Annotated in this window: 1 pseudogene; it reads right to left on the minus strand. The window is 56.0% G+C overall.

The window, feature by feature from the left end:
- A pseudogene (locus tag ACM615_RS23660) lies at positions 1-224 on the minus strand (glycosyltransferase family 9 protein); the annotation flags it as partial.
- Between the last annotated feature and the right edge of the window lie 17 nt (positions 225-241).

Genomic DNA, 241 nt, shown 5'->3' on the forward strand with positions numbered 1-241 from the left:
GCGCTTTTGCAGTCTTGCCCGTGTTTTTCGCCTTTGGCAACACGGGTGATCAGCGCTGCACTTTTGATTAATCCCTGAGCATCAATGATGGCGTCATAGCGGGTGGACTGCACTTCGCGTTTGAAATCACAGCGTTGCTGACGGGTTTCTGAGCCAAACCAGTTTTTGCGCCAGCGGCGAATCGCAACCGGAATAACGCGATCGACGGCCGGATGCCATGCGGGCTATTCCCGGGATCCGC

This window comes from Rahnella sp. PAMC25617 (genome assembly GCF_050606005.1).
GTDB classification, from domain to species: Bacteria; Pseudomonadota; Gammaproteobacteria; order Enterobacterales; family Enterobacteriaceae; genus Rahnella; species Rahnella variigena.